At 74.1% G+C, this 19,150-nt stretch carries 19 protein-coding genes and 1 riboswitch; of the genes, 14 read left to right on the plus strand and 5 right to left on the minus strand.

What is annotated here, in order from left to right:
• The first annotated feature begins 24 nt into the window (after nt 1-24).
• Nucleotides 25-537 carry a DUF6912 family protein gene (locus EV386_RS01410; RefSeq protein WP_130411662.1) on the plus strand — a complete coding sequence of 171 codons (513 nt, stop codon included), beginning with the start codon at nt 25-27 and terminating at the stop codon, nt 535-537.
• Between the two features lie 105 nt (nt 538-642).
• Here EV386_RS01410 and EV386_RS01415 read toward each other — a convergent pair whose 3' ends face one another.
• Genes EV386_RS01415 through EV386_RS01430 form a run of 4 tightly spaced genes read right to left on the minus strand, consistent with a single transcriptional unit; the run spans nt 643 to nt 4,840 of the window.
• Nucleotides 643-1,509 carry an ECF transporter S component gene (locus tag EV386_RS01415; RefSeq protein WP_130411664.1) on the minus strand — a complete coding sequence of 289 codons (867 nt, stop codon included), beginning with the start codon at nt 1,507-1,509 and terminating at the stop codon, nt 643-645.
• Nucleotides 1,506-3,218 carry an ABC transporter ATP-binding protein gene (locus tag EV386_RS01420; RefSeq protein ID WP_130411666.1) on the minus strand — a complete coding sequence of 571 codons (1,713 nt, stop codon included), beginning with the start codon at nt 3,216-3,218 and terminating at the stop codon, nt 1,506-1,508. The genes EV386_RS01415 and EV386_RS01420 overlap by 4 nt, the downstream gene beginning before the upstream one ends.
• Nucleotides 3,215-4,294: a CbiQ family ECF transporter T component gene (locus EV386_RS01425; protein WP_130411668.1), complete on the minus strand. Its 1,080-nt coding sequence runs from the start codon at nt 4,292-4,294 to the stop codon at nt 3,215-3,217. Before EV386_RS01425 ends, EV386_RS01420 begins: the two co-directional genes overlap by 4 nt.
• Before the next feature lie 3 nt (nt 4,295-4,297).
• Nucleotides 4,298-4,840: a hypothetical protein gene (locus EV386_RS01430; RefSeq protein ID WP_130411670.1), complete on the minus strand. Its 543-nt coding sequence runs from the start codon at nt 4,838-4,840 to the stop codon at nt 4,298-4,300.
• 106 nt (nt 4,841-4,946) lie between these two features.
• Nucleotides 4,947-5,010, minus strand: a riboswitch (cobalamin riboswitch).
• A 231-nt stretch (nt 5,011-5,241) separates the two neighbouring features.
• Here EV386_RS01430 and EV386_RS01435 point away from each other — a divergent pair.
• The 13 genes from EV386_RS01435 (at nt 5,242) to pta (ending at nt 17,702) form a co-directional block, all read left to right on the plus strand.
• A complete protein-coding gene (locus EV386_RS01435; RefSeq protein ID WP_130411672.1) occupies nt 5,242-6,402 on the plus strand; it encodes an ethanolamine utilization protein EutH in 1,161 nt (386 codons plus the stop codon).
• 1 nt (nt 6,403) lies between these two features.
• Nucleotides 6,404-6,694 (plus strand): EutN/CcmL family microcompartment protein, encoded by a 291-nt coding sequence (locus EV386_RS01440; RefSeq protein ID WP_130411674.1) that lies wholly within the window; start codon nt 6,404-6,406, stop codon nt 6,692-6,694.
• Nucleotides 6,695-6,704: 10 nt separating this feature from the next.
• Entirely contained in the window at nt 6,705-8,162 is a 1,458-nt protein-coding gene (locus EV386_RS01445) for an ethanolamine ammonia-lyase reactivating factor EutA (RefSeq protein WP_130411676.1), read from the plus strand.
• A gap of 37 nt (nt 8,163-8,199) precedes the next feature.
• A complete protein-coding gene (locus tag EV386_RS01450) occupies nt 8,200-9,567 on the plus strand; it encodes an ethanolamine ammonia-lyase subunit EutB (RefSeq protein WP_130411678.1) in 1,368 nt (455 codons plus the stop codon).
• 4 nt (nt 9,568-9,571) lie between these two features.
• Entirely contained in the window at nt 9,572-10,501 is a 930-nt protein-coding gene (gene eutC, locus EV386_RS01455; RefSeq protein ID WP_130411680.1) for an ethanolamine ammonia-lyase subunit EutC, read from the plus strand.
• Nucleotides 10,502-10,520: 19 nt separating this feature from the next.
• Entirely contained in the window at nt 10,521-11,177 is a 657-nt protein-coding gene (gene eutL / locus EV386_RS01460) for an ethanolamine utilization microcompartment protein EutL (RefSeq protein ID WP_207216442.1), read from the plus strand.
• Between the two features lie 39 nt (nt 11,178-11,216).
• Nucleotides 11,217-12,758, plus strand: coding sequence for an aldehyde dehydrogenase family protein (locus EV386_RS01465; RefSeq protein WP_242607780.1), 1,542 nt, complete (start codon nt 11,217-11,219; stop codon nt 12,756-12,758).
• Between the two features lie 307 nt (nt 12,759-13,065).
• Nucleotides 13,066-13,353 carry a BMC domain-containing protein gene (locus EV386_RS01470; protein WP_130411682.1) on the plus strand — a complete coding sequence of 96 codons (288 nt, stop codon included), beginning with the start codon at nt 13,066-13,068 and terminating at the stop codon, nt 13,351-13,353.
• Nucleotides 13,354-13,366: 13 nt separating this feature from the next.
• A complete protein-coding gene (locus EV386_RS01475) occupies nt 13,367-14,095 on the plus strand; it encodes a cupin domain-containing protein (protein WP_130411684.1) in 729 nt (242 codons plus the stop codon).
• Nucleotides 14,092-14,910, plus strand: coding sequence for a hypothetical protein (locus EV386_RS01480; RefSeq protein WP_165399804.1), 819 nt, complete (start codon nt 14,092-14,094; stop codon nt 14,908-14,910). Before EV386_RS01475 ends, EV386_RS01480 begins: the two co-directional genes overlap by 4 nt.
• Nucleotides 14,907-15,785 carry an ethanolamine utilization protein EutJ gene (gene eutJ, locus EV386_RS01485; protein WP_242607781.1) on the plus strand — a complete coding sequence of 293 codons (879 nt, stop codon included), beginning with the start codon at nt 14,907-14,909 and terminating at the stop codon, nt 15,783-15,785. Before EV386_RS01480 ends, eutJ begins: the two co-directional genes overlap by 4 nt.
• A complete protein-coding gene (locus tag EV386_RS01490) occupies nt 15,782-16,435 on the plus strand; it encodes a hypothetical protein (RefSeq protein ID WP_130411688.1) in 654 nt (217 codons plus the stop codon). The genes eutJ and EV386_RS01490 overlap by 4 nt, the downstream gene beginning before the upstream one ends.
• On the plus strand, nt 16,428-17,702 hold the full coding sequence (gene pta / locus EV386_RS01495; protein ID WP_207216443.1) for a phosphate acetyltransferase: 1,275 nt from the start codon (nt 16,428-16,430) through the stop codon (nt 17,700-17,702). The genes EV386_RS01490 and pta overlap by 8 nt, the downstream gene beginning before the upstream one ends.
• On the opposite strand, the gene EV386_RS01500 is transcribed toward pta, so the two are convergent.
• On the minus strand, nt 17,677-19,080 hold the full coding sequence (locus tag EV386_RS01500) for an aminotransferase-like domain-containing protein (RefSeq protein ID WP_130411690.1): 1,404 nt from the start codon (nt 19,078-19,080) through the stop codon (nt 17,677-17,679). The two genes, pta and EV386_RS01500, sit on opposite strands and share 26 nt — an antisense overlap.
• Between the last annotated feature and the right edge of the window lie 70 nt (nt 19,081-19,150).

Genomic DNA, 19,150 nt, shown 5'->3' on the forward strand with positions numbered 1-19,150 from the left:
GCCCGGCTCGGGCACAATCGGGACATGCGCCTCTACGTGCCCGCCACGCTCGACGACCTGGACTCCGCCGACGTCACTGACGTCGGCGCCACGTGGACGGTTCCGGGCCGCCTCGCCCACGCGGTCACGGCCGGGCTTCAGACCTCCTTCCCCGACGAGGACGAGGAGGGGCTGGAGTGGCAGGCGTTCCTCGCCGCGGCCCACGACTCGCTGCTGCGTGTCGCCGAGTCGCCCGACGGCGTTCGGCTGCGCGTCGTGGTCACGGTCGAGGTGCCCGACGACGTCGTCCAGGTGCCGCGCGCCCGCACCAACGCGCTGTCCCAGGTGTGCGTGACCGACGACGTGCCCGGGGTCGAGGTTGTGGCGCTGCACGTCGACGAGCCCGACGCCTTCCTCGACATCGCCGACGTGCTCGACGCCGCGGCCGACGAAGCGCCCGGCGCCGACGCGGCGCTCGACGACGCCATCCAGCGCGTCACCGACCGTGACCTGTTGTGGTACGCGCCCGCCGAGCTGCGCGCGATCCCGCGCGCCTGAGACGCGGCGCCGCCTGAGTCTGTCGCGCCGACGTCGGCGGCACCTGAGGCAGCGGTGCCTGCGGCTGCGGCGCGAGCGTCCTGAGGCGTGAGCCTCCTGGGAGCGCTACGCCGCGAACACCGCACGCCGGGCGGTGCGGCGCAGCACGTGCAGCAGCCCCGGGCCGAGCACCGTCAGGAGCACGACGCACGTGATCGCCCGCCCGAGGTTCCACCCGAGCGAGGTGACGGTGTTGACGACGGCGAAGGTGCGCAGGTTGGCCCACGGCCCCGCGGCCGGGTCGAACCCGGCCTGGGAGCCGGTGCCGAACACGAAGGGCCAGAACGCCAGGTCAAGCAGATACCCGTAGGCGAACGAGGCCACGAAGCCGTAGGCGCCCAGGAGCGCGACCTCGGCGCGCGACCCCGCCCGAGTCGGGGGCAGCAACCCCGCGCCCAGGCCCACGAACGCGGCGGCGACCATCTGGTACGGCATCCACGGGCCCACCCCGGCCGTCACGAGCGCGGAGGCGAAGATCGTCAGGGCGCCCAGCAGGTAGCCGAACCCGGCGCCGAACGCGCGCCCGCCGAGCACGATGAGGAAGAACACCGTCTCCAGCCCACCCGCGCCCGCGCCCAGCGGGCGCACGATGGAGCCGATGGCGGCGAGCACACCGAGCATCGCCAGCGTCGTGGTGCGCACCTCGCGCGCCGACAGCTCGACCAGCACCAGTCCGGCGACGACCAGCAGCACGACGCCCATGACGACGGGAGCCACGCTCGCCCCGGTGCGGTCGTCGCCGACCAGCGACGACGGGTCGACCAGCAGCGGCCAGGTGAACGCGAGCAGCCCGATCAGGGCCGCGGCGACGAGCGTGACCCGCGCTCGGGGGGCGAGCGGGACGGCGCGCACCCGCGGGGCGCGGTCGGCGCGACCGCCGGGGTCGGGGCCACTGGCCGACGCCGGGGCCGGCGCCCGAGCCGGGGCCGTCATGCCCGACCGCCTGCGGCCGGGTCGCGCTCGGGCCCGCCGGCCTGCGGCCGCGTGTGCAGGCCCGCGCGCACGTCGTCGAGCGTGAGCCACGGCAGCGGCCAGAACACCTTCGCGAGCTGCGGGGCATAGGCGGGCGACGCCGCGCAGATCTCGCGCGCGGGACCGTCGGCCACGACCTGGCCGTCCGCGAGGATGACCGCGCGGTCGGCGACCTCGGCGGCGAACTCGACGTCGTGCGTCGCGCACACGACCGTGGCGCCCTCGCTCGCGAGCTCGCGCGCCAGGGCGGCGAGCCGCTCCTTGGTCGCGTAGTCGAGCCCGCGTGTGGGCTCGTCGAGCAGCACGACGGCGGGGCGCGAGACGAGCTGCACGGCCAGCACGAGTCCGAGGCGCTGGCCCTCGGACAGGTCGGCCGGGTCGGCGTTCGGGTCCGCGCCCAGCCGGCGCTCGCCGTCGCCCCGTTCGGCGCCCTCGAGCCGGGCCAGCAGCCGTGCGGTGCTGCCCGGGGCCGCCGCGCTGTCGCGGTCGGCCTGCGCGCACTCGGCCGCGACCGTGGGCAGGTAGAGCAGGTCGGAGGCCGTCTGCGGCACGAGCGTCACCACGCGCCGGGCGGCGCCGGCGGGCAGCCGGCGCGGGTCGGCGCCCGCGACCGAGAGCGCGCCCGACGACGTCGTCGCCCCCGCCAGCGCCCACAGCAGCGAGGACTTGCCCGCGCCGTTGCGCCCCATGACCACGGTCACGGTCCCGGGCGCGAGCGTCAGGTCGAGGCCGTCGACCGCAGCGGTCTCCCCGTACCGCACGGTCAGGTCGCGGGCGACGACGGCGGGCTCCGCGCAGCCGGGCCCCGGGCCGTCGTGGCCCGCTCCGGCGGGCGCCGCCGCGACGGATGCGACGGCCTTCGCCAGCTCGGGGTGCTCGCGGCGCACCGTGCGCCGCGCCTCGCGCACGTCGAGCGGCACGCTCGGCCAGCCGAGCTCACGCGCGAGCGCCGCCAGGGGCGGGCGCACATCGGCGCGCGCGAGCACCTGCGAGCCCGGCCCGACGACGGCGGACCCGTCGCCCGGAAGCCACACGACCTGGTCGGCGGCCTGCATGACCCGTTCGACGCGGTGCTCGGCGAGCACCACGGTGAGCCCGACGTCGTGCACCAGAGAGGTGATGGCCGCGAGCACGTCGCCCGCCGCCGTCGGGTCGAGCGCCGACGTCGGCTCGTCGAGCACCAGCACGCGCGGCTGCGCGGCGAGCACCGACGCGATCGCGACGCGCTGCTGCTGCCCGCCTGAGAGCGTCGCGAGCGGCGCCCGGCGCAGCTCGCCGATGCCGAGCAGGTCGCACGTCTCCTCCACACGCTTGCGCATCGCGGTCGGGGCGACGCCGAGCTGCTCCATGCCGTAGGCGATCTCGTCCTCGACCCGGTCGGTGACGAACCCGCGCAGCGGGTCCTGGCCGACGTAGCCGACCAGGCGGGCCATCTGACGCGGGGGATGCTCGCGTGTGGCGCGCCCCGCCACGGTGACCGTGCCGCTCATCGTCGCGCCCGTGAAATGGGGCACCAGTCCGTTGACCGCGCCCAACAGCGTGGACTTGCCGCTGCCGGTGCGCCCGACGACAAGGCACAGGTCGCCCTCGGCGACCTCGAGGCCGACGTGGCTCAGCACGGCGCGGCGCGACCCCGCGGGGGTGATCGTGACGTCGTCGAACCTGATCATCGCGTGGCCTCCGGGGCGGGCGCGGGCGTCCACAGCAGGGCGCTCGCGGCCAGCGCCGGGACGGCGAGCATGGCCAGCGTAGGCGCAGGCCACGGGGGAGTCGTCGGGCGCATGACCGACGTGGCGGTCGCGAGCGCCCACGCCGCGACGGCGAACGTGGCGGCCCCGGTGGCGGCCAACGCCCACTCGACGCGCGTCCACTCGGTGGGGCGGTAGCGCGTGACGGCCAGGCGCCGGCGCGCGAGGGTCACGGCGCCGGCCGCGCAGGCCGTCCCGGCGACCAGGCACGCCGTCCCGGTGGCGCCCGCGCCGGGCAGGCCGAGCACGGCGAACGCCCCGAACCCGAGCAAGGCCAGCGCGGTCGCCGTCAGCGCGGTCGTCGCAGGCGGCACGCGCCGGGCGTCGAGCGTGGCGCCGTAGCCGCGCGCCTCCATCGCCGCGGCGATCGACACCGACCGGTCGACGGCGTCGCCGAACACGGGCAGCACCACCGTGCGCATCAGGCGCAGGCGCCCGGGCGGTCCGCCGCGCAGGCGCCGGGCGCGGCGCACGCGGGCCGCGGAGTCGAGCAGCTGCGGGGCCACGGTGAGCGCGATCGCCAGCGCGGTGGTGACCTCGCCGAGCGCGGCGGGCACCGTGCGCAGCGCCCGCCGCGGGCTGGCCAGCACGGCCGCGGCGCCGACGCACATGACGATCGCGGCCAGGCGCGCGCCGTCGCCGAGGGCCAGCGCCAGGCCGTCGGTGGTCACGGGGCCGCCGAGCCGGATGCCCGCCGCCCAGTCGGGCAGGGGGACGCGGGGGAGCGTGAACAGGACGGCGCCCGAGCGGTTGACGCCGAGCAGCGCCTGGAACACGACCCGCACCACGACGATCGCCGCGCCGAGCCCGGCGTACAGCCACCACGTGCGGCGGGCGCCGTCGGCCGGGCGCCGGCGCAGCGCGACGGCGCCCGCGACGGCCGCCACCAGGACGGACAGCAGCGCGTGGGTGGTCAGGGAGACGGCCGCGGCCGCGCCCAGGGCCCACACCCACCAGGCGCCTGGGTGCGCCTCGCGCCCCCGGGGGGCACGGGCCATCGCTCAGCCCACGGGGTCCGGCTCGGTCACGCCGGCGATCTTGGGCGGGGCGCACACGTCGCCGTAGCACCAGCCCTCGATCGAGCCGGGGGCGGGCACGGCGTCGTCGGACCCGGTCGTGGCGAACTGCCACTGCCCGTCCGGGACGGCGCTGTAGTACTGCCAGAAGCGGCCGTCGAACGTCGTGGGGCACGCAGCTGGCTCGCCGCCAATCGCACAGATCAGGCCGTTCGCGTCGCGTGCGATCTCGAGCCCGGCGGCCTCGAGCGCGGCGGTCCCGGTCTGCGGGGTTCCGACGCACTCGTCGGCCAGCACGGTCCCATCCTCGGCGCCCACGACGAGCCAGACGTCGCCCGCCGTCGTGCAGCCGGCCACGTCGACGACCTCGGCGCCCGTCGCGGCGTCGGTGGGCTCGGGCGAGGATCCGCCGTCGGACGACGGCGAGCTGGAGCACGCGCCCAGCAGGAGCAGAGCGCCGCACGCGGCGGCGAGGGCGCTCAGCGCGCGACGGGAGCCCGGGGTGGGGGCGGGGCGTGTCGGTCTCATGGTGCCTCCTGGAGACGGGCGCGACCAGGCGTGGGCACCGCCGACGGCGGGGTGACCCACCCGCAGTCCGCGACGGGTGTGGTGCTCGATGCGGTGCGGGGAGGGCGGTCCGGCTCGGCGCGCACGCGCCTCACGGTTGCGGGTCAGCTCCGGATTCGCACCGGATTCCCCCGCCCCGACGGGGGCAACGGTAGCCCGCGGCCGTCGCCGCCGCGCTCACGTCTGCGCTCTGTGACAACTGGTCCTGCGGATCGAACGATTACTGGTCCAGATCTACCCGGCGGCGCGCGGCGCGCCGTTCCTAGCCTGGCAGGAAAGCCGCTGGCGAGGCGCCCATCCCCGGGCGCCCGACCTGCGGTCGGGCGACGAGGCCCGGTCCGACGGGTGACAAGGAAGTGACTGTGGACATCAACGAAGTGATCGTCTGGATCCTCATGATCTGCATGGTCCTGGGTGGCCTGGACCGTGCCTTCGGCAGCCGGTTCGGGCTGGGCCAGCAGTTCGAGGAGGGGTTCAACGCGATGGGGCCCCTCGCCCTGGCGATGGTCGGCGTCATGTCGCTGTCGCCGGTCTTGGCCAAGGTGCTCGACCCCGTGATCACGCCAATCTACTCGCTCGTCGGAGCGGACCCGGCCATGTTCGCCGGGACGCTGCTCGCGTGCGACATGGGCGGTTGGCCGTTAGCGATGGAGATGGCGCCAGGCGTCGACGGGGTTCCGTCGATGGCGGCGCAGCTCTCGGGCCTGATCCTGGGCTCGATGATGGGCCCCACCATCGTCTTCTCGATCCCGGTCGCCCTGTCGATCATCGACAAGAAGGACCGCGGCTACCTGGCCAAGGGCATCCTCGCCGGCATGGTCACCATCCCGCTGGGTGTGCTGGTCGGCGGTCTGGTGGCGGGCTTCCCGCTGTCGATGGTGCTGCCCAACCTCGTCCCGATCATCGTGGTCGCGATCCTCATCGCGCTGGGCCTGTGGTTCATCCCCAACAAGATGACGCGCGGCTTCGAGGTCTTCGGCAAGGGCCTGGTCGGCCTCATCTCGATCGGCCTGGTCGTGGGCGTCTTCGAGGAGCTCACGGGCACCGCGATCATGCCTGCGGGCTGGGAGCTCATCCCGCCGTCCGAGGGCATCGCCGTCGTCGGCTCGATCGCCATGATGTTGCTCGGCGCGTTCCCGGCCGTGCACCTCATCATCCGGTTCGCGTCCAAGCCGCTGACCAAGGCCGGCACGCTCATCGGCGTCAACGACACCGCGGCGGGCGGCCTCATCGCGACGCTCGCGAACAACATCCCGATGTTCCAGATCATGAAGGACATGGACCCGCGCGGAAAGGTGGTCAACGCCGCCTTCGCCGTCTCCGCGGCCTTCGCGTTCGGCGACCACCTCGGATTCGTCGCAGGCGCCTCGCGCGACCTGATCTTCCCGGTCATCGCGGGCAAGCTTGTCGCGGGCATCACGGCGATCGTGGTCGCGCTGCTCATCTTCGGCCGGTCGATGCCCGCCTACTCGGACGAGGTCAGCTCCGACCTGCCCGCCGGCGCCGCGGGAGAGGCGGCCTGAGATGCTCATCGCCCGCGTCGTCGGGTCGGCGGTCGCCACGATCAAGGCGGACTCGCTGCGTGGGGTCAAGCTCCTCGTGGTGCGCAGCGCGACGCCCGCCGACGAACTGGTCGGCGAGCCGTTCGTGGCGGTCGACGCCGTCGGCGCGGGCCAGGGCGAGCTGGTGCTGGTGGCGCGCGGCAGCGCGGGCCGCCAGACCGGCCCGACCCAGGACGCGCCCATCGACGCCGTCATCATGGCGATCCTCGACTCGCTCGAGGTCGCCGGTGACGTGACCTTCAGGAAGAGCTGAGGGCGGCGACGTGGCTGAGACGCGGCAGGTGCTGAGCGTGGGAATCGACATCGGCACGACGACGAGCCAGTTCGTCGTCTCGCGTCTGACCGTGAGCAACCAGGCGCGCGGCGGGCTGGTGCCGCGCCTCGGGGTCGACGACCGCGCCGTGCTCTACCAGTCCCAGCCGCACCTGACGCCCCTGGCCGCCCCCGACCGCGTCGACGTCGCCGGGGTGCTCGCGATGGTCCACCGCGAGTACGAGCTCGCCGGGATCGACGCCTCGCAGGTCGAGAGCGGCGCCGTCATCGTGACGGGCGAGACGGCGCGCACCCGCAACGCCGAGGCGATCCTCAACGGCCTGTCGGACCTGGCGGGCGAGTTCGTCGTCACCGTCGCGGGCCCTGCCCTGGAGGCGCAGATCGCGGGGCGCGGCTCGGGGGCGTGCGAGTGGTCGAGCGGGCACTACGCGACCGTCGTCAACGTCGACATCGGCGGCGGCAGCTCCAACGCCGCGGTGTTCCGCTCGGGCAAGCACATCGCGTCGGCCGCGGCCATGGTGGGTGGGCGCCAGGCGATGGTCGACCCCGACACGGGCGTGCTGACCCACCTCAAACCCGCGGGCGCGCAACTGGTCGAAGCACTCGGCCTCGACGACCTGGTCGTCGGCCGGCGCGTCGAGGTGGCGGCGCTGCGCCGGCTCACCGACGCGATGGCCGACGTCGTCGTCGACCTCGTGTTGGGCGCGACGACGCCGCTGACCGAGTTGGTCGCGCTCACCCCACCACTGCGGGTCGAGGAGCAGGTGTCCGCGTGCTTCGTCTCGGGTGGCGTCGGGCACCTGTACTACGCCGACGAGCCGTGCGAGACGCTCGCCCAGGTCGCGCGCTTCGGTGACGTCGGGCCGCTGCTGGCGCGCTCGCTGCGCGAGAGCCCGCGGTGGGCCACGCTGCGCGTCGAGCGCCCGCAGCAGACGCTGCGGGCCACGGTGCTGGGCGCCTCCAACCAACAGGTCACGCTGTCGGGCTCGACCATCTGGACAGACGCCGCCTACCTGCCGCTGCGGAACCTTCCGGTGGTCGAGCCGCGCTTCGGGGCGCTGCTCGACGGCGCCGTCGAGCCCGACGACGTGCGCACCGCCGTCGCCGGGGCCGTGCGGCGCTGGGACCTGGAGGCCGAGCGCGGCACCTTCGCGCTCGTGCTCGACCTGCCCGAGCGCATGGCCTACCGGCAGGTCGTCGGCCTGGCCGAGGGCCTGGCCGCGTTCGCCGGCGACTACCTGCCGCCGTCCCGACCCCTGGTGCTGGTCACCGAGGCGGACTACGCGCAGGTCATCGGTCAGACCCTCAAGGGGCGCCTGCCCGACCTGCCCCTCGTCGTCGTCGACCAGATCGGCCTCGACGAGGGCGACTTCATCGACATCGGCGAGCCGTTGTTCGACGGGCGGGCAGTGCCCGTGTCCGTCAAGACGCTCGTCTTCTACCAATGACCCGACTCATGACCGACAGATCGAAGGAGGTGGCCCGATGATCCTGCGCACCAAGCTGTTCGGCACGACCTACGAGTTCGGCTCGGTCAAGGAGCTCCTGGCCAAGGCGAACGAGCCGAAATCCGGTGACCAGCAGGCAGGCATCGCGGCGCGCAGCCAGGCCGAGCGCGTCGCGGCCCGGTTCGTGCTGGCAGAGGTACCGCTGAGCGTGCTGCGCGAGAACCCGGTGGTGTCCGTCGAGGAGGACGAGGTCTCGAGAGTCATCGATGAGGGCGTCAACGAGACCGTCTACCGGGAGATCAAGGGCTGGACGGTCGGGGACCTGCGCGAGTGGATCCTGGCCAACTCGACCGACTCGGACATGATCCGGAGGGTCTCCAACGGCCTGACGGGGGAGATGGTCGCGGCCGTCACCAAGCTGATGAGCAACCTCGACCTCATCCTCGCGGGCAAGAAGATCCACGTGGTGCGCCACTGCCAGAACACCATCGGGCTGCCCGGCACACTCGGCTCGCGCAACCAGCCCAACCACCCGACCGACTCGGTCGAGGGCATCCGCGCGACGCTGTACGAGGGGCTGTCCTACGGGTCGGGCGACTCGGTCATCGGCATCAACCCGGCCGACGACTCGGTGGGCTCGGTCTCCCGGCTGCTCGACATGACCAAGGACGTCATCGACCGCTGGCAGATCCCGACGCAGAACTGCGTACTGGCGCACGTGAGCACCCAGATGGAGTGCCTGCGGCGAGGCAGCCCCGTGGGCCTGGTGTTCCAGTCGATCGCGGGCTCGCAGAAGGCGATGGAGTCCTTCGGCGTCTCGGTCGCGCTCATCGACGAGGCCGCCGAGCTCGCCGCGAAGTACTGCTGGACCGAGGGCCCCGACTACATGTACTTCGAGACGGGCCAGGGCTCGGCGCTGTCGGCCGACGCCCACCACGGCGCCGACCAGCTCGTGCTGGAGGCGCGCATCTACTCGATGGCCAAGCGGTGGCACCCGTTCCAGGTCAACACGGTCGTGGGGTTCATCGGCCCCGAGTACCTCTACGACGCCGTGCAGATCACCCGGGCCGGCCTCGAGGACCACTTCATGGGCAAGCTGACGGGCATCTCGATGGGCTGCGACGTCTGCTACACCAACCACGCCAAAGCCAACCAGAACGACCTGGAGAACCTGGCCGTGCTGCTCGCCGCCGCCGGCGGCAACTACATCATGGGCGTCCCGATGGGCGACGACGCGATGCTCTCGTACCAGTCCACGAGCTACCACGACGCCCCCGCCCTGCGCCAGGCCCTGGGCCTGCGCCCGCTGCCCGAGTTCGAGGCCTGGATGCAGGACCTCGGGCTGTGGCGTGACGGGGCCCTGACCGACCTGGCCGGCGACCCCTCCTTCTTCCTGCAGAGGTGAACCCATGACCGAGGAGATCACGCGGGCTCAGAGCCCGGCGGACATCGAGCAGATCGTGGCCAAGGTCATCGCCGAGCTCGTGCGTGAGGGCCTGCCGCTGGGCGTGCCCACGCCCGGGCCGCGCGCGGTGGCCGGCGACGACGGCGGGCTCGTCATCGACCTGCCCGACCCCACCCTGGAGCCCGCGCGCCGCACGCTCGGGGTCGCCCACCCCCACGACCCGGACGGCCTGCGCAACCTGTGCGCGGCCACGACGGCGCGGCTGGGCGTCGGGCGCACCGGCGCGCGCCCGCGCACGGCGTCGCTGCTGTTGTTCCAGGCCGACCACGCGGTCACCCAGGACGCCATCTACGGCGTCGTGGAGGAGTCGACCAAGGACGCGCTGGGGCTGTTCACGGTGACCACGCAGGTGGCCGACCGTGAGGAGTACCTGCTGCGGCCCGACCTGGGGCGGCGGCTGTCGGAGGAGTCCAAGGCGACGATCGCCGAGCGCTGCGTCAAGGGCGTCGACGTGCAGCTGTGCGTCGGCGACGGGCTGTCGGCGGCGGCCATCACCAACAACCTCGCCGACATCTACCCGGTCATCGAGCAGGGCCTCAAGGCGGCCGGACTGAGCCTCGGGACGCCGTTCTTCATCGAGAACGCGCGCGTCGGGGTCATGAACGACATCAACGCGATCGTCGGCGCCAAGGCCGTGGTGCTGCTCATCGGCGAGCGCCCCGGCCTGGGGATCGCCGACGCGATGAGCGCCTACATGGGCTTCGACCCGCAGCCCGGCAAGTCGGACGCCGACCGCGACCTGATCTGCATGATCACCACCCACGGGGGGACGAACCCGCTCGAGGCGGGCGCCTACGTCGTGGAGTTCGTCAAGAAGATGATCCAGCACTCGGCCAGCGGCGTCCGGTTGCGCGACGCCATCGGCGCGCAGTGAGACGAAGGAGCCAACGGCCATGCCCATCCTCGAACCAGTCAAGCCCACCATCCTCGCCACGCGGATGATCCCGAACGTCGACCGCGGCTACGCGGCCAAACTCGGGCTCAGCGACGCGCAGCGGTCGATCGGCCTGATCACGTGCGACATCGACGACTCGCTGTACGTCTCGCTCGACGAGGCCACCAAGTTCGCCGAGGTCGACGTCGTGTACGCCAAGAGCTTCTACGCGGGCTCGGGCTACCCATCGGGCCCCCTGTCCGGCGAGATCATCGGCATCCTCGCCGGCCCCGACCCGGCCGAGGTGCGCGCCGGAATGGACGCCTGCATCGCCTATTGCGAGGAGGAGGCGTGGTTCTACTCGGCGAATGAGGCCGGTGACCTGACCTTCTTCCCGCACCTGATCAGCTCGACCGGCTCGTACCTGTCGCAGGGCGCGGGCATCGCGCGCGGGCAGTCGCTGGCCTACCTCATCGCGCCGCCGCTCGAGGCGACGTACGGACTCGACGCGGCGATCAAGGCCGCCGAGGTCGAGATGAAGGTCTTCTACGAGCCGCCGTCGGAGACCAACTTCGCGGGCGGCCTGCTGACCGGCTCGCAGAGCGCGTGCCGTGCGGCGTGCGCCGCGTTCCAGGACGCGGTGCTCGACGTCGCGGCCTCGCCCCGCAAGTACTGACCCGGACCACACGACACGCGCCAGGAGGTGACCACACCGGTGAGCACGACTCAGAGCACGACCGCGGGCGTGACGTCCGAGGCGGAGACCGGCCGGTTCGACGCCGACCTCGTCGCGATCCAGCACGCCCGTGACAAGGTCGTGGCCGCGCACGAGGCGATGCGCTCGTTCCAGTTCGCCTCGCAAGAGGAGGTCGACCGCGTCTGCGAGGCGATGGTCGCGGCCGCGATGCGCGAGGCGGGACCGCTGGGCCGCATGGCCCACGAGGAGACCGGGTTCGGTGACCCCGCGCACAAGCGGATCAAGAACGAGTTCGCGGCCTCCAGCGTCTGGGAGTCGATCCGCGACGTGCGCACCTGCGGCGTCATCGGCCGCGACGAGGCGCGTGGCATCGTGGAGATCGGCTGGCCGGTGGGAGTGGTCGCGGCGCTCGCGCCGTCGACCAACCCCACGTCAACCGCCATCTTCAAGGCGCTCATCGCCGTCAAGGCCCGCAACGGCGTCGTCGTGGCGCCGCACCCCTCGGCGCGTCGCTCGACCGCCGAGGCCGTGCGGGTCGTGGCCGAGGCGGGTGAGCGCGCCGGGATGCCTCCCGGGCTGGTGTCCTGCCTGACCGAGGTGACGGTCGAGGGCACCCACGCGCTCATGAGCCACCGGCTCACGTCGCTGGTGCTCGCCACGGGCGGACCCGGCATGGTGCGCGCCGCGCACTCGTGCGGCAAGCCCGCGATCGGCGTGGGCCCCGGCAACGTGCCCGCCTACGTCGACCGCAGCGCCGACGTCGAGCAGGCCGCGCGCATGATCGTCGAGTCGAAGGCGTTCGACTGCTCGACGATCTGCGCGACCGAGCAGGTGGTCGTCGCCGACGCCCCGATCGCCGACCGGCTGCGCGAGGCCATGCGGGCCAACGGCGCGCACTGGCTCACGCGCGACGAGGCCAACCGGCTCGCGGCGATGATGTTCCGCCCCGGTGGGCTCATGGTCGCCGACTACGTCGGACGCACCCCGCAGCACCTGGGGGAGCGGGCCGGGATCGCGGTGCCGGCCGACGCGCGCGTGCTGGTCGCGGACCTCGACGGCGTCGGGGCCGCGCACCCGCTCTCGCGCGAGAAGCTCACCACGGTGCTCGGCTTCATGGTCGCCGACGGCTGGCGGGCCGGGTGCGAGCGCTCGATCGAGCTGCTGCGGTTCGGCGGCGACGGGCACTCGATCGTCGTCCACGCCAGCGACGAGGAGGTGATCCTCGCCTTCGGCGTCGAGAAGCCAGCCTTCCGCATCCTGGTCAACACCTGGGGGTCGCTCGGCGGCATCGGCGCCACCACGGGCCTTGACCCGTCCCTGACGCTGGCGCCCGGCGGCCTGGGCGGGGCGACCGTCTCCGACAACGTCTCGGTGCGGCACCTGCTCAACGTCAAGCGCATCGCCTACCACCGAGCCGACCCGCCGCCCGGGGCGCGGGTCGCGGGCGGCGGAGCCCCGCGCGCCGTGGCGCCGCCCGAGGCCGACGCCGACGCGGCGGCCATCGAGCGCATGGTGCGCCGCGTCCTGGAGCAGCTCGGGGGAGGGGTGAGCCGTGGCTGACGACACTCCCAGCGTCCCGCCGCCCGAGGTCCCGCCGACGGCGCCATCGCCCGCAGCCGAGGCCGCGGGCCTGCTGCCCGCGGCGCGCGCGACGCCCGCGTTGCCCCCAGCGGCATCACCGCAGGCCGCCTCACCCCGTCCGGCGCGCAAGAGGGCGCCGGGCGCCCGCAAGGACTCCAAGGCCGCCACGAAACCCACGACGGCGCGGGCGAAGGCCCCGCCACGGCCCTCGGAGCCGCAACAACCCCCGGCCGCCCGGCCGGCGTCCACCAGCATCACCACATCCCGCACAGCAAGGAGCACTCTCATGGCTGACGTACAGATGATCGCGCTCGGCATGGTCGAGACCCGGGGACTGATCGGCGCCGTGGAGGCCGCCGACGCCATGGTCAAGGCCGCCAACGTCAAACTCATCGGCAAGGAGCAGATCGGCGCCGCCTACGTGACGGTGATGGTGCGCGGCGACGTCGGGGCGGTCAAGGCCGCGACCGACGCCGGCGCCGCCGCGGCAGGACGCGTGGGCGAGCTCATCTCGGTCCACGTGATCCCGCGGCCGCACACCGACGTCGAGCAAATTCTCCCGCAGGCCCAGTAGGGGGTGACTGGTGATGGGTCGCATCGCAGTCAGTGCCGCTGACGTCCGTGCGGCCGGCGAGGGCGGGCGGCTCGTGCTGCCCGCTCGGGCGGTGGTCACGCCCCTCGCACGCGAGGTGGCCCGTGACCTGCGCGTCACCCTGGTGGACGACACGCCTGCGGCGGGGCAGACCTCGCCGCAGGCGCCCGCCACGCCGGTCCACACGCCGGTCCAGCCAACGCCGGGACCCGGGCCGTCGTCGACGGCGGGACCTGGCGCCCCGACGCCCGGACTCGCCGGGCAGTGCGCCGACGGCGTCGAGGCCCGCGTGCGGGCGATCGTCGCGTCGGTGCTGGGCGCGGTCGCGCCCACGTCCGCCCCGCCGCCCGCTCCCACGCCCGCACGCCCGGTCGTCCTGGCCCGCGCGTGTGACGCGCCGCTGGCGCCGTTCGGGCACCCGGGCCCCGAGCCCGGCCAGGACGTGCGCACCGTCGACGTCGTGACGTCCGCCCATGGCGCGCCCATGGCGGCCGGCTACATGACGCTGACCAAGGGCTCGTTTCCCTGGACGTTGACCTACGACGAGGTCCAGGTCGTGCTCGAGGGCGAGCTGCGCATCGGCACGAGCGACGGCGAGCGCGTCGGACGCCCGGGCGACGTGCTGTACGTGCCCAAGGGCTCGCGCATCACGTTCGGCACGCCGGGATGGGCGAAGTTCGTCTACGTGACCTTCCCGGCCGACTGGGAGGGGCAGGCGGGGTGATCCTCACCGAGGCTGACCTGCGCGACCGCCTGCGCCGGCCCGTTGCCGGGGCGGTGGTGGCCGTGCCGCCGGGCGTGCGGCTGACGCCGGCCGCGGCCGACTTCGTCGCGCAGTGGAAGCTCGAGTTGACGCAGGAGCCCGCCGACATGACCAGGCAGACGCCCGCCACGCCGACGCCCCCGCAGGGGGGCGGCCAGGCCACGCAGCCCGCCGCACCCGCCCGACCCGACTGGGACGCCGACGCGTCGTTCCCGGTGGACCGGGACGCGACACCGCTGTGCACGCAGTGCGGCTGCGCCGTGACCGCCAAGCCCGCGTGGCTGACGCAGCTCAACCACAACCACTATGTGGCCAAGACACATCCGCGCATCGTGCTGCGCGGCCAGCTCGACACCCTCGGCGCCCAGCTCCTGGCCGCGGCTGCCGAGGCGTTGGCCGCCGGGCAGCAGGAGGCCGGCGCCAACCTCGCCACGCTCGCCGCCTACTGCCGCGAGCTGCTCAGCGCCGAGTACAACGAGCGTCCGGCGGGTGAGCTGGTCATGGCGGGGTGGGACGACGAGCGGATCCACCGGGCGACCCACGACCCCGTCACCGAGGTCGGCGTGCCGCATATGACGCTCACCGAGCGGTCGGCGCCGCTGCAGCACCACGTCAACCTGGCCCGCGCCCGGTCGCGCGAGGTCGAGGTCACCGCGGCGGGCGTCTTCCCCAGCCCGCACCACCCCTACGGCGCCTCGGTCTGCCAGGGCCTCAACCGCCTGTCCTCGGCGTGCTACCTCGTCCAGCTGCTCCTGGCGCGCGGGGGTGTCACGTGAGCGAGGCCACCGGCGAGCGTGCCGCGCAGGGGATCGACGAGCGTGTCGACGCCCTCATGGCACGCGCCCGCGCGGCGATCGACTTCCCGCAGCCGATCGCGCTCGACGTGCCCATCCGCGTCGGCGTCGACCTCGGCACCGCCTACACCGTCATCACCGTGACCGACGCCGAGGGCGTCCCGCTCGCCGCGGCGACGACGTTCGCCGACGTGGTGCGCGACGGCGTCGTGTGGGACTTCGCGGGCGCGTCGGCCGTGGTGCTCGGTCTGCGCGAGGACCTCGAGCAGGCGACCGGGCGGCGGCTGGCGTGCGCCGCGGTGACCCTGCCGCCCGGCGTCGACGTCTCCGACGCGCGCGCCCACCGCTACGTGCTCGAGTCGGCGGGCATCGAGTGCGTCGCCGTCATCGACGAGCCCACCGCGGCCAACGCCGTCCTGCGGCTGCGCGAGGGCGCCGTGGTCGACATCGGTGGCGGCACCACGGGCACCGCCGTCGTGCGCGGCGGCGTCGTGGTCGCGACCGACGACGAGCCCGGCGGCGGGACCCACCTGAGCCTCGTGCTCGCCGGAGGGCTCGGCATGTCGTTCGAGGAGGCCGAGCTGCTCAAGCGTGACGCCGCCTTCCAGAAGCGCTACCTCCCGCTGGCCGTGCCCGTCTTCGAACGGCAGGCGGGCATCGTGGCGCGTGCCGTGGCCGGGTACGAGGTGACCCAGATCGTGCTGGTCGGCGGCACCTGCGCGTTCGCCGGGATCGACCGGGTCGTGGCCCGGGTCACCGGCGTTCCGTGCGTCGTCGCGCCCGAGCCCGCGCTGGTGACCCCGCTCGGGGTCGCCGCCTTCGCCCCGACCATCACCGAGGACGGTGCCCTGCCATGACCGCCGACGCACGCTCCCGCACGCGCGAGGCCTTCCAGTTGCGCGCCTACTGCCACATCGACCGCATGCAGCCGCAGTTCGCGGCGTTCATCGGCACCATCACCCAGGGCGACCCGGTCGTGGAGGGGTGGGCGGCGCTGTACGTCGAGATGGCGCCCGGCAACTGGGTCTTCCCCATCGTCGACCGCGTGGTCAAGTCGACCGACGTGCGCCCCGGAAGCCAGATCGTCGAGCGGCACTACGGCATGTTCGAGGTGCACTCGGGCTCGCAGGCCGACGTGCTGCGGGCCGGCGAGGTGGTGCTCGAGGAGCTGGGGCTCGCGCAGTCGGAGCGGATGCGCCCGCAGGTCGCGTCGGTGCAGGTGGTCACCAACGTCAACCCGTTCCAGTGCCAGCTGCTCAACCGCTTCAACCGCGGGTCGATGATCGTCGCGGGCGAGACCATGCTGGTGCTCGAGGTCGAGCCCGCCGCGTATGTCACGCTCGCCGCCAACGAGGCCGAGAAGGCCGCGGCCGTCCGGCTCAACCACTTCTCCTCGGTCGGCGCGTTCGGGCGGCTGTGGATGTCGGGCACCGAGGCCGACGTGCTGGCCGCGCGCGACGCCGCGCTGACCGCGCTCGAGGCGATCGACGGAGTCGACCATGCGTGAGTCGGCGTGGCCCGAGTCGGCGTGGCCCGAGGCGCCGCCGCGCGCCACGTCCGGGCCGCGCCCCGTCGCGGGTCACCCCGTGTGGACCCGCGCGCGGGTGCGCGACGCGGTCGGGAGCGGGCTGCGCGAGTTGCGTGTGCCGGCCGGGGCCATCCTCACCCCCGACGCCCGCGACCTCGCCCGTGACCACGGGCTGCGGCTCGTGGTGGCCGTCCCCGGAGCGCGCGTCACACCCCCCGAAGCGATCCCGGACCTGCCCGCGCAGGCCGCCGAGCGGCCAGGCGCCGCGTTCCTCGCCACCCTGCACGCGCGCGCCCGCGCGGCCGACCGCACGATCGTGCTGCCCGAGGGCGACGAGCCGCGCGTGTGCGCCGCCGCCGCCCGCGTGGTCGCCGAGCGCCTCGCCCGCGTGGTGCTGCTCGGGCCCGACGACGTCGTGCGCGCCACCGCGCGCGAGGCGGGGCTCGACCCGGACGCCGTGGCGATCTGGGACCCGCAGACCTCCCCGCACCGTGAGGCCTTCGAGCGCCGCTACCTGGAGTTGCGCGCCCACAAGGGCGTCACCTGCGACCAGGCGCGCGCCGCGATGGGAGACGTGTCGTACTTCGGCACGATGATGGTCGAACGGGGCCTGGCCGACGGCATGGTCTCGGGCGCGGCCCACACCACCGCGCACACCGTGCGCCCGGCGCTGGAGGTCATCGGCGCCCGCGAGGACGCCGACCTCGTCTCCTCGGTGTTCCTCATGTGCCTGCCGCACGGCGGCGACGACGTGCTCGTGTTCGCCGACTGCGCGATCAACATCAGCCCCACGGCCCCGCAGATCGCGGCGATCGCGGTGACCTCGGCCCGCACAGCGCGCCAGCTCGGCGTCGAGCCGCGCGTGGCGCTGCTCTCGTACGCCACCTACGGCTCGGGCGCCGGGCCCGACGTCGACCTGGTGCGTGAGGCGACGGCGCTGGCGCGCCAGGCGGCGCCCGACCTGCCCATCGACGGACCGCTGCAGTACGACGCCGCCGTCGTGCCCGAGGTCGGCGCGCGCAAGGCGCCGGGCTCGCTCGTCGCGGGGCGCGCCACGGTGCTCGTCTTCCCCGACCTGTCGGCCGGCAACATCGCGTACAAGGCGGTGCAGCGATCGGCGGGGGCGCTCGCGGTCGGGCCGGTGCTGCAGGGCCTGCGCAAGCCGGTCAACGACCTGTCGCGCGGGGCGAGCGTCGAGGACATCGTCTCGACGATCGCCGTCACCGCCGTCCAGGCGACCGGATAGCCCGTTCGGCCCCCGGGCCGAGGGCCGAGGCGAGCGCGACGGCGAAGCCGCGCGCCGCGAGCGCCGGAAGGTTGCTGTAGTCCACCACCAGGGCGGCGCGTTGCGCGTGCACCGCGAAGTCGCCGAGGGTCGAGCAGCGGAAGCCCGCCTCGCGCACCGCGCGCGCGATCCGGAAGGGGTCGGCTCCGGCGGGCAGGACGACGACAGCCTCGGTGCCGCTGCCCGCGCCGCGCACGCGCACGGTGGGCGCGCGAGCCGCGAGCGCGGCGACGAGGGCGTCGCGCCGATCCTGGACCAACCGCAGCGTGCGGGCGTGCTGGCGGTAGAGGGCGCCTGAGGTGAGGTAGTCGGCCAGCGCGCGCGCCGTGAACCCGCAGACGGGCGCCGACGCCTCGTCGCGACCGGGCGCCCGACGCGCGCCGACGAGCCACACGACCTGCAGGTCGGTGGCGACGAGCTTGGCCGAGGAGCCGAGGTAGACCAGGTTCTCGCAGGCGTCGTCGCCGCGGGCCTGAGCGAACAGCGGCACGGAGGGGGCCGAGTCGAAGACGAACAGCGCGTCGTGGTCGTTCTCGATGATGACGCCGCCGGTGCGGCGCGACCAGTCCAGCAGGGCGGCCCGGCGCTCGGCGCTCAGGGGCGCCCCTGTGGGCCACTGCCGTGCGGGGGTCACGTGCACGGCGGCGACCTCGTTGCCGAGCAGGTCGACGCGCAGCCCCTGCTCGTCGACGGGGACGCAGCGCACCCGGCACCCGGACATCGCCAGGCGGCGCTGGAGGCCCGGCAGGCAGGGGTCCTCGATCGCGATCTCGCGGCCGGTCAGGTCGAACGCGTCGATGACGTCGCCCAGCGCGGCGCCCAGGCTCGGGCGCAGAACAAGCTCTTCCGGGGTGGTGACGATCCCGCGGGTCGTGCGAAGGAAGTCGACCAGGGCGTCGCTCAGGCAGGCGTCCGGCGCGAGCGGCGCGATGGCGCGCCGCCACGCGCGGTTCCAGTCCTTGGGGTCGAGCGCCTCGGATGCGGCGCCTCCGGGCACCGACAGGTCGATGGAGTCGGGCGCTCGACGCGGCGGCGCGCGCGGCGGCTCCGGTGTGGCGGGGTCGACGAGGCGGGCCGCCCCGAGCCGCACCGCCGTCGCGCGTCCCTGCACCGCGATGAGCACGCCCATCCCGGCCAGGCGCTCGTAGGCGCACACCACCGATGAGCGGGCGATCCCGCTGGCGTCGGCGAGCGCGCGCGACGACGGCATCGGGTCGCCGTCCTTGATCAGCCCGTCGCGCAGCGCCCGCACCACGCCGCGCACCACGCGTTCGGTCGCAGGTCGGACCGCGGGGTCGAGGGCGAGGCACGGGGTCACGGTGGCTCGACGTCGGGCCATGCCCCCACAGTGGCGCCTGGTGGACCCTGCTGTCCGCAATATGGCAGACGCAGTATGCGCGTGTGGCACG

The sequence above is a fragment of the Xylanimonas ulmi genome, assembly GCF_004216535.1.
Lineage (GTDB): Bacteria > Actinomycetota > Actinomycetes > Actinomycetales > Cellulomonadaceae > Xylanimonas > Xylanimonas ulmi.